The sequence below is a fragment of the Pseudorhodobacter sp. genome, assembly GCF_030452865.1.
GTDB lineage: Bacteria > Pseudomonadota > Alphaproteobacteria > Rhodobacterales > Rhodobacteraceae > Pseudorhodobacter.
The window spans coordinates 1-9,894 of sequence record NZ_JAKDLJ010000103.1 but is presented as its reverse complement, the minus strand read 5'-3'; the positions used below and the strand labels follow the sequence as shown (position 1 = coordinate 9,894).

Here is a 9,894-nt window from a genome sequence, read left to right as displayed (position 1 = left end):
TCCAACCCTTTGTCCTCAATTCAGGTACAATAGGGCGTTGAAACCCGCGCTACTCTGGGCAAAACTGCAACAAACACGCGGCAACCCGCCGCGCGAACGGAGCATCGCGTGATCGCCTTTGACAATGTTGCCTATTCCTATGGCGGGGGGGAACTGCTTTCGGATGTCAGCTTGCGGCTGGCTCCGGGGTCTTTCCATTTCCTGACCGGGCCATCCGGCGCTGGCAAATCCACTTTCCTCAAACTGTGCTATGCCGAGTTGTTGCCGACCGCCGGGCGCATCAATCTCTTTGACCGCGAAGTGCGCAGTCTGAACCGGGATGAGGTCGCGATGATGCGGCGGCGGGTGGGAGTGGTACATCAGGATTGCCAGTTTCTGGATCATTTGCCGCTGGCCGCCAATGTCATGTTGCCGGTCACCGTCGCCAGCCGACAATCAACGTCGGACGATCTGCAAGATCTTTTGAACTGGGTCGGTCTGGCACCTTTGGCCGATGCCTTGCCGCCGCAGCTTTCCGGGGGTGAGAGGCAACGCGCCGCCGTGGCGCGCGCTGTGATCATGTCGCCCGATGTGGTGCTGGCGGATGAGCCGACCGGAAACCTGGATTGGGAGATGTCGCTCCGGCTGCTGACGCTGCTGGTGGAGTTGAACAAGATGGGCAAGACCATTCTGGTCGCGACGCATGACCTCAACCTGATCCGCGCCGCAAAACAGCAAGTCCCGGCAAGGGTGCTGCGCATCGCCAAACGCCGGGTGCAACTGGCGGGGGCAGACCTGTGATCGCGCGCATACCCACGTTGCTGCAAGGCGACAAGCAGGCGGATCGAGTGGTGCCGCCTTCGGGCCATACGGCTTGGCTGACCAGCTTTACGGCGGCCACGATGACTTTTCTCGCCGTCTTTGCCTTGGCGCTTTCACTGGCGTCCGGGCGGCTTGCTGATCGTTGGGGCGATGCGTTGGCACGCAGTGCCACGGTGCGCATCTCTGCCCCGCCCGGACAGATGGAGGTGCAGACCAAAGCGGTGCTGGAGGTTTTGACCACGACACCCGGCGTTGCCCGTGCCCGCGCGATGGATGACGCCGAACAGCGCAAACTGCTGGAGCCTTGGTTCGGCCCCGACCTGCCGCTCGATGCGCTGCCGATCCCCCGCCTTGTCGAAGTGACCGAAGACAGCACCGGCTTTGATGCAACGGGTCTGCGCCAAAGGTTGGCGGCTGAAGCACCCGGCGCAGTGCTCGACGACCACACGCGCTGGCGCAAACCCCTGGCGGTTGCAGCGGGGCGGTTGCGGATGCTGGGGATGATCTCCATCTTGCTGATCGGGGCGACGATGGCGGCAATGATCACCCTGGCCGCAAGCGCTTCGCTTGCCGCCAATGCGCAGGTGGTGCGCGTGCTTCGGCTGGTGGGCGCGCGGGACACCTATATCGCCCGCGCGTTCGTGCGACGTTTCACGCTGCGCGCACTTGCCGGATCTGCCGTCGGGGCGATGCTGGGGATGATCGGGGTTGCTTTGCTGCCATCGGCTGACGCGGCGGGCGGGTTTCTGACCGGGCTCGGCTTTCAGGGTGCGGGCTGGCTGTTGCCACTGTGCTTGCCACTGGTTTCGGCATTGGTCGCATTCATCGCCACCCGTTTCGCCGCCTTCCGCAAACTGAAGGAATTGACCTGATGCGCCTCATTTTGCAATGGCTCATGTCCCTGATCTTCGTCCTCCAGATGTATCTGGCGATGGCGGTGATCGGGCTGATCTATCTGCCCTATGCGATTTTCAGCCGGGACGGCGCGTTGGCGGCCTGCCATGCGTTTTGCGCCTGGGTCTTGCTGACATTGCGACTGTTGACCGGAATGCGGACAGAGGTGCGCGGCACCCCACCGACAGGCGAGGCCCTGATCGCGGCAAAGCATCAGAGTTTTCTGGATATATTGATGATTTTTCATGCCGTCCCACGCGGCAAGTTCATCATGAAGCGAGAGTTGATCTATGCGCCGATCCTCGGCTGGTTCGCGTTGCGCATCGGTTGCGTTCCAGTGGATCGCGGCAAGCGCGGTGCTGCGATCACCAGAATGATGGCTGATGTCAAATCCGGCGCGCAACGAGCCGGACAATTGATCATCTACAGTCAGGGAACCCGGATCGCGCCCGGTGTCAAAGCACCCTACAAGGTCGGCACCGCGGCACTTTACACCCAGTTGGGGCAGGATTGTATTCCGGTGGCCACAAATGTCGGGGTACTTTGGCCAAAACGCGGAATTCTGCGCAAACCGGGATTGGCGGTGGTGGAATTTTTGCCCGCGATTGCGCCCGGCCTGCGCAACGCCGATTTCATGGCGCGGCTGGAGCGCGAGGTGGAAGCGAAATCGGACGCCTTGATGCTCGAGGCCGGGTTTCAGGCCTGAGGGGAAAGCCACCTCGGGGGGCATCGAGCCCCCTCTCGGCGGCGTTGCCACGGAATCCGGGCCACGAGGATCGGGACCAGAGCAATCCGGATCAGGTTGTCGCTGGTACGCGGATCTGACCATCGCTGATACGCACCGCCGATCCGCGGACCCGCACCTCCTGAACGCCGGAAGCGTTGCACCTGATCGTCAGGCCAATCTCACTCCGTCGGCCCATTTCCACGCCTTGCAGCAGCGAAAGCCAGGTTTCACCTTGCCCTACAGCGCCCGAAGCCCAAAGCTGCGCCGCAAGGATGGCACTGGCCGAACCTGTTGCCGGATCTTCCGAAAAGCTGTTCTTGGCAGAGATCATACGCGCCTGATAATCCACCCCCGCCGCCCCTATCGTGTAAAGATAGGCGCTGGTCACGCCGCCGGCTTGCAGCACTTCTGACCAGTACGGCTCTGCCGGGCGGGCCGATTTGAGTGCGCCCAAATCCCGTAGCGGCACATACAAGAACGCAGAGCCGCCTTGCCACAAGCCGGGTTTATGGTCGGGCAGACCGATTTCATCGGAGCGCAGACACAGAGCCAGCGCCAGAAGGTCAGGCGACAGCGCACGCGGGTTCTGCGGACCGTCATGGCGGAAAGGGACAACCGGCGCGGTCAGTTCCGCAGTAATCCGCCCCGATTGACGGCGAACATGGACGGGAACGACGCCCGCCTCCTCCTCCAAAACAATCTGACATTCGCTGTCGCCGTCACCCATCGCCGCTTCCGCCAAAAGGATGGCGCAACCGATGGTGGGGTGGCCGGCAAAGGGGATCTCCGCAGTCGGAAGGAAGATACGCACCTTTGCGGTATGCGCCAGATTTTTTGGCCGTTGCACGAAGATGGTTTCCGACAGGTTGAATTCGCGCGCAATGGTCTGCATCTGATCGGTGCCCAGCGCATCCGCTCCCAGAACAATTGCCAAGGGATTGCCGAGATACGCAGTTTCGGTGAACACGTCCATCGTGTGAAACTTCAGCATTCTTTTCCGTCATTCCCTATTCTGCCCGGTCCACCCCACCATCGCATTCGACGCCGCAGAATGTCAGCTCAACATCCCACCATCGCTGTCATCGCCCGCTTCTTCCATAAGCAGATCAAAGTCATTGACCACGACATGGCGCTTGCCTTCCAGCTCAATCACGCCGCTTTTGCGCAGGGCGGACATTTGGCGCGAAACCGTTTCCAGCGTCAGGCCAAGATAGTCCGACATTTCCTCGCGCGTCAGGGGCAGATCGAACACCAGCCGCCCCGTCGCACGCTTCAGCATCAACCCGGCATTGCGACGCGCGATGATGGCCAGCAAGCTCGCAATCTTTTCACGCGCGGTCTTGCGGCCCAACAGAAGCATCCATTCCCGCGCCGAATCCAATTCATCCAGCGTCATTTCCAGCAGCCGTTGCGCAACACTTGGCGTAGCTATCATCATGGTTTCAAATGCTTTCTTGCGAAAACAACACATCACAAGATCAGTTGTCGCCGTCACGTCGTAAGCCACCGTATCGCGGCCAGGACGGCCGACAAAATCGGACGGCAGCAACAGGCCGACCATCTGGCGGCGACCATCTTCCATTGTCTGGCTTAGCGTCGCAACGCCTGTCACCACCGAAGCCACGAAATCCATGTGATCGCCGGACCAGACCACCGTTTGCCCGGCTTGATAACTACGATAGTATTTCATCTGCTCCAACTGCGCCAATTCATCGGTTTCACAGCGGGCGCAGACGGCGCGATGGCGGATCGGGCAGTCGCCACAATCCTGCGTTTTCAGGTTTCTGTCTTGCACTGTCATCGTCACAGCCTTCATTTGATCTGAATCAAGGTGTTGATCAATATTATACATCACCGATCTAGATATGAACACACAATCAGACCTCAAGCGTTTCGGACTATTTGACGCGCGCGTACCTCGATACACCAGCTACCCGACCGCCCCGCATTTCACACCGGGAATCGGGCCGGATCGCTTTGTGGAATGGGTATCTGCGGTGCCTGCCGGGGCCTCAATCTCACTCTATATCCATGTGCCATTTTGCCGCCGCCTGTGTTGGTTCTGCGCCTGCCGCACGCAAGGCACTTCGTCGGATGTGCCGATCATCGCCTATGCCGACATGCTGCGGCAGGAAGTCGCGCTTTTGCGCCGCTATTTAGTGCCCGGCGTCACGCTGTCGCGCCTGCATTGGGGTGGTGGCACGCCCACGCTGCTGATGCCCGACCTGATGCGCGCCTTGGCCGATCAGGTTTTTGACATGGCACCGTTGGCACCCGGCGGCGAATTCTCGGTGGAGATTGACCCGAATGAGATTGATGCCGCGCGGCTGAATGTGCTGGTCGCCGCCGGCATGAACCGCGCTTCCATCGGGGTGCAGGATTTCGACCCGGAGATTCAGAAGGCCATCGGGCGCGAACAAAGCTATGAATTGACGCGGCGAGTCGCAGGGATGATCCGTGACCGTGGCGTGAAAAGCCTGAATGCCGATATCCTTTATGGGCTGCCCCACCAGACCAACGGGCGCATCGCTGATTCGGTGGAAAAGCTGCTGAGCCTGTCACCGGATCGCGTGGCGCTTTATGGCTACGCCCATGTGCCGTGGATGTCGCGCCGCCAGCAGTTGATTCCGTCTGACACCATCCCGATTCCAGAAGAACGGTTGTCACTGTTTGAAACCGCGCGGGATTTGTTTGTCGGCGATGGCTATGCCGAGATTGGCATCGACCATTTCGCACGACCGGGCGACGGGTTGGCGCAGGCGCAATCAAACGGCCAATTGCGGCGGAATTTCCAAGGCTATACCGACGACACCGCGATGGCATTGATCGGGCTTGGGGCATCGTCAATCTCGCGCTTTCCGCAGGGATTTGCGCAGAACGCCAGCGCGACCGCCGCACACACGAAAGCAATTTACGAAGGACGTTTCTCCACTCATCGCGGCCACACGTTCCGTGGCGAAGATTTGTTGCGTGCCCGCATCATCGAAGCGTTGATGTGCGATTTTCGCGTTGATCGTGCGGAATTGCTGCGTGATTTCGAGGTCAAAGCCCCGCAGCTTGAAGCCCTGTTTCAAACCGCCAAAACCGCTTTTGGCAATATGGTGATCCTTGACGAAAGCGGCTTCGCCATTACGCCGCAGGGGCGCCCGTTGACCCGGATGATCGCGCGGGCCTTTGATGCCTATGACCACGCCAAGGCGCAACATTCTTCCGCAGTGTAACGGTTACGGTCAGTCCTGCGGTGCGAAACTTTCGACAAAATCAACCATGCGCGGCATGCAGACGCGGTGCAGATCATAACCATCGAGAATGGTTTGCCGTGCCGCTTTGCGCAGCGGCATGAAGCGTTCGGGTTCGGCCAGGCCTTCGATCAGCGCCGCCGACCAGGACTTGATATCGAAGAAGTCCACCAAGCGACCATTCACCCCATCCTCTATCAACTCCTCCACGGGGGGGGAGCGGGAACCGATCACATAAGCGCCTGCCGACATCGCTTCCAGCATCGACCATGACAACACGAATGGATAGGTGAAGTAAGCGTGAACACGGCTGATCTGCATCAGCGCCACAAACTCGGGATACGGCACTTTACCAAGGAAATGCACGCGCGACAGATCCAGCCTGTCTTTCACTTCATCAAGGAATATCTGTTTCCATGTCTGGTCTTTGGGTGGGGCGGCACCATAACTCACATCATCGCCACCGACGATCACCACCTCTGCCTCTGGGCGCGCCGACATCACATCCGGCAAGGCGCGCATGAAGCTGTGATAACCCCGATAGGGTTCGAGATTGCGGTTTACGAAGGTCAGAACCTCATCGCCTGCGCGCAGGGTCTTGCCATTCGGCACGGTGAGGGTGGCTTGCGGATTGGGGGTCATCACGGCAGTATTCACCCCGTCAAAGATCACCTCGATCATCGGGCGCAAAGGGGCGGGATAGGTGCTGGCCTGCCATTTTGTTGGTGCAATCGCCGCATCCGCATGCAAAAGCGATTGCCCGAGATGCGCGGCACGCGACTGCGCCGACATTACCGGGTCAAAGCCCGGTCGGCTGAATTCCGGATCAAACCCGACATCACGCGAGACACCACGATAATAGAACTCTGCATAGACAATCAATTTGGCATCGGGCCAAACTTCTTTCAGAAACAGCGTCTCCCCCCAGCCGGAATGGCCAAAGATCACATCCGGCGCATAGCCGTGCTTATCGCGCAGTTGCAGGCACGCACGCGCCACGGTCACAGCCCGATCCGTCATCTGGGTGAAGTTGCGGCCAAGCCGTGTGGCGCCCGGATCTGGCGGTGGCATGTCATGGCGATAGCGCAGGATCGGGATTGAGGCTTCGCGCTTGTTCTTTGCGTCCGTCAGCGCCTTGCAATCATGTCCTCGCGCCCGCAACGCCGGGGCGAGATACAGGAACTGGCCGGGGAAATTCTGATGAACGAAAAGCACTTTCATGGCGCTACGCCGGACATCGACGCCCCAAACGCCGCGGCCATCAAGGCTTTGGTATACTCGGTTTGAGGATTGTCGAACACGGTCGCCCCTTCGCCCGCCTCGATCACATCGCCCTGCCGCATAACAATCACCTTATGCGCCAATGCGCGCACGACACGCAAATCATGGCTGATGAACAGATAAGCCAACCCGTGCTTGCGCTGCAATTCGCGTAGCAGGTCCACAATCTGCACTTGGACCGTCATATCCAGCGCGCTTGTCGGCTCATCGAGCAGCACCAGTTTCGGCCGCAGGATCATCGCGCGTGCGATTGCCACGCGCTGTCGTTGTCCGCCGGAAAATTCATGCGGGTAACGACCCATTGTTGCGGGATCAAGCCCGACCTCCTCCATGATATCCGCCACCATCTGGCGGTGATCCATGCCTTTGGCGGTGTCATGCACACCCAAGCCTTCACTGATAATCTGTTCAATCGTCATACGCGGCGACAAGCTGCCATATGGATCCTGGAACACCACCTGCATTTGATGGCGCAGTGGCCGCATCTGCTTGGCGTTCTTGCCCTGAATGTCAGCGCCCTGAAAACGGATCACCCCTTCGGACGGGATCAGACGCAGGATCGCCAGCGCCAGCGTGGTCTTTCCGGACCCGCTTTCGCCAACGATTCCCAAAGTCTCTCCCGCACTCACCGAAAGCGTCGCGGAATTGACCGCCTTCACATGCCCGACCACCTTGCGCAGAAAGCCGCGATGGATCGGAAACCAGACGCGAAGATCCTTGGTCGCGATCACCTCCGACCCGCCTTTCGGAGCGGGTTCAGCGCGGCCTTTGGGTTCGGCCGCGAGTAGCTTCTTGGTATAGGGGTGCTGTGGGTTGGCGAAAATCTCCGCCGCTGAACCCTGCTCGACAATCTCGCCACCTTGCATCACGCAAACCCGGTCGGCGATGCGGCGCACGATGCCCAGATCATGGGTGATGAACAGCAGGCTCAACCCCTCCGCCCGTTTCAGCTCGGCCAAAAGTTCAAGGATTTGCGCTTGGATCGTCACATCCAGCGCGGTTGTCGGCTCATCCGCGATCAGCAGGTCCGGGCCATTGGCCAGCGCCATCGCGATCATCACCCGCTGGCGCTGCCCGCCTGAAAGCTGATGCGGGTACGCACCAAGACGGCTTTCGGCATCACGGATACCCACCTTGTTCAGCAGGTCCAAAATCCGCACCCGCGCCGCCGCGCCATCCAACCCCTGATGCAGCGAAAGGCTTTCTGCCAGTTGCTTTTCAATCGTATGCAACGGGTTGAGGCTGGTCATCGGCTCCTGGAAAATGAAGCTGATGTCATTGCCGCGCACCCGGCGCAAATCGGCCTCGGGAGCGCCGACCATCTGGGTGCCGTTGTAAAGGATGGAGCCTGAAACCTGTGCCGCGGCGGGAAGCAACGACACGGTGGAAAGGGCTGTCACCGACTTGCCAGACCCGCTTTCGCCCACCAGCGCCACGGTTTCGCCTTTGCCGACAGTGAAGGAAACACCCTTCACCGCTTCAACAATCCGACCATCCTGCCGAAAGCCGACAGTCAGGTTTTCAATGGAAAGAACTGTTTCAGTCATTGAAAGGTCTTTCGCGGATCAAAGGCATCGCGCACGCCTTCAAAGATGAACACCAGCAGCGAAAGCATGGTCGCGAACACCCCAAATGCGGTAAAGGCGAGCCACGGCGCTTGCAGGTTCTGTTTGGCTTGCAAGGTCAACTCCCCCAGGGACGGGGCAGAGGCGGGCAGACCAAATCCCAGAAAATCCAGTACCGCAAGCGACCCGATGGTTCCGGTGATGATGAAGGGCAGCATAGTCAACGTGGCAACCATCGCATTCGGCAGCACATGGCGGAACATGATCACCCGGTCCGACACGCCAAGCGCCCGCGCCGCGCGCACATATTCAAAATTCCGCGCGCGCAGGAATTCGGCGCGCACCACGCCGACAAGCGAAGTCCAGCCAAACAGCACCATGAGGCCGACCAACAGCCAGAAATTCATCCGCCAGATGGCGGCCACAATGATGATGACATACAGGCTGGGGGTGGAGCCCCAAATCTCCAGCACACGCTGAAAGATCAGATCGACCCAGCCGCCGAAATAGCCTTGCACCGCGCCCGCTGCGACCCCGAGTATTGACGTGAAGAAGGTCACGATCAAAGCGAACGACACGGACAGCCGAAAGCCATAAATCACCCGCGCCATCACATCACGCGCGGTGTCATCCGTCCCCAACCAATGATTTCTATCCGGTGGGCTGGGGGCAGCGCGGCCAATATCGTTGATAGTGTTGAAGCTGTAGGGAATCGGCGGCCACAACACCCAGCCGGGGTCAGCACCCTCCAGAGTTCCCGCCTCCAACGCTTCCAGCGCCGCGTCCGGATCATCGAGACAAGCCTCCACCCCGCCGGAGCGGATCAGGCAGCGCACTTCGGGCTGGCGATAGTTCGCCTCGGTCCGGAAATCGCCGCCGAAACTTTCCTCGGAGTAAAACTGCGCAAAAGGCGCGCGCAGCTCACCGCGATAGCTGACCAGCAGCGGTTTATCATTGGCCAACACTTCGGCAAAAAGCGACAGCCCGTAAAGCACCAGCAGAACCCATAGCGACCAGAAAGCGCGGCGATTGGCCTTGAAATTGCGCCAGCGGCGGCGGTTCAACGGGGAAAGCGCCATCAACCGCGCCCCTCGAAGTCAATGCGCGGGTCGATCCAGACATACATCATATCCGACAAAATCCCCACGATCAGCCCCATGATCCCAAAGGCGTAAAGTGTGCCGAACATCACCGGGTAGTCGCGATCCACCACAGCGGTAAACCCCATCTGGCCCAAACCATTCAGAGAAAAGATCGTCTCGATAATCAGGCTTTGACCAAAGAAGATTGACACAAACGCCGCCGGAAAGCCCGCAATCACAATCAGCATCGCGTTGCGGAACACATGGCCGTAAAGCACTCGCGCCTCCGTAAGCCCCTTTGCCTT

At 59.7% G+C, this 9,894-nt stretch carries 10 protein-coding genes; 4 read left to right on the top strand and 6 right to left on the bottom strand.

The window, feature by feature from the left end; translation table 11 throughout:
* Positions 1–108: 108 nt before the first annotated feature.
* The 3 genes from L0H65_RS08240 to L0H65_RS08230 are packed head-to-tail and all read left to right on the top strand — an operon-like array spanning position 109 to position 2,401.
* A complete protein-coding gene (locus tag L0H65_RS08240) occupies positions 109–780 on the top strand; it encodes a cell division ATP-binding protein FtsE (RefSeq protein WP_301458399.1) in 672 nt (223 codons plus the stop codon).
* On the top strand, positions 780–1,673 hold the full coding sequence (locus L0H65_RS08235; RefSeq protein ID WP_301458400.1) for an ABC transporter permease: 894 nt from the start codon (positions 780–782) through the stop codon (positions 1,671–1,673). Before L0H65_RS08240 ends, L0H65_RS08235 begins: the two co-directional genes overlap by 1 nt.
* Positions 1,673–2,401, top strand: coding sequence for a 1-acyl-sn-glycerol-3-phosphate acyltransferase (locus L0H65_RS08230; RefSeq protein WP_301458398.1), 729 nt, complete (start codon positions 1,673–1,675; stop codon positions 2,399–2,401). Before L0H65_RS08235 ends, L0H65_RS08230 begins: the two co-directional genes overlap by 1 nt.
* 91 nt (positions 2,402–2,492) lie before the next feature.
* On the opposite strand, the gene L0H65_RS08225 is transcribed toward L0H65_RS08230, so the two are convergent.
* Positions 2,493–3,413 carry a PhzF family phenazine biosynthesis protein gene (locus L0H65_RS08225; RefSeq protein WP_301458397.1) on the bottom strand — a complete coding sequence of 307 codons (921 nt, stop codon included), beginning with the start codon at positions 3,411–3,413 and terminating at the stop codon, positions 2,493–2,495.
* A 63-nt stretch (positions 3,414–3,476) separates the two neighbouring features.
* Positions 3,477–4,223: a transcriptional regulator FnrL gene (fnrL, locus tag L0H65_RS08220; protein ID WP_301458396.1), complete on the bottom strand. Its 747-nt coding sequence runs from the start codon at positions 4,221–4,223 to the stop codon at positions 3,477–3,479.
* 64 nt (positions 4,224–4,287) lie between these two features.
* Here fnrL and hemN point away from each other — a divergent pair, with 64 nt between their 5' ends.
* Positions 4,288–5,643 carry an oxygen-independent coproporphyrinogen III oxidase gene (hemN, locus tag L0H65_RS08215; protein ID WP_301458395.1) on the top strand — a complete coding sequence of 452 codons (1,356 nt, stop codon included), beginning with the start codon at positions 4,288–4,290 and terminating at the stop codon, positions 5,641–5,643.
* Between the two features lie 9 nt (positions 5,644–5,652).
* Here the strand turns inward: hemN and L0H65_RS08210 are convergent, their stop codons facing one another.
* The 4 genes from L0H65_RS08210 to L0H65_RS08195 form a co-directional block, all read right to left on the bottom strand.
* Positions 5,653–6,882 carry a glycosyltransferase gene (locus L0H65_RS08210; RefSeq protein WP_301458394.1) on the bottom strand — a complete coding sequence of 410 codons (1,230 nt, stop codon included), beginning with the start codon at positions 6,880–6,882 and terminating at the stop codon, positions 5,653–5,655.
* Positions 6,879–8,489 carry an ABC transporter ATP-binding protein gene (locus tag L0H65_RS08205; protein WP_301458393.1) on the bottom strand — a complete coding sequence of 537 codons (1,611 nt, stop codon included), beginning with the start codon at positions 8,487–8,489 and terminating at the stop codon, positions 6,879–6,881. The genes L0H65_RS08210 and L0H65_RS08205 overlap by 4 nt, the downstream gene beginning before the upstream one ends.
* On the bottom strand, positions 8,486–9,586 hold the full coding sequence (locus tag L0H65_RS08200) for an ABC transporter permease (RefSeq protein WP_301458392.1): 1,101 nt from the start codon (positions 9,584–9,586) through the stop codon (positions 8,486–8,488). The genes L0H65_RS08205 and L0H65_RS08200 overlap by 4 nt, the downstream gene beginning before the upstream one ends.
* Positions 9,586–9,894: ABC transporter permease subunit (locus L0H65_RS08195; protein WP_301458391.1), on the bottom strand; the 309-nt coding region annotated here is incomplete at its 5' end. The genes L0H65_RS08200 and L0H65_RS08195, both read right to left, overlap by 1 nt.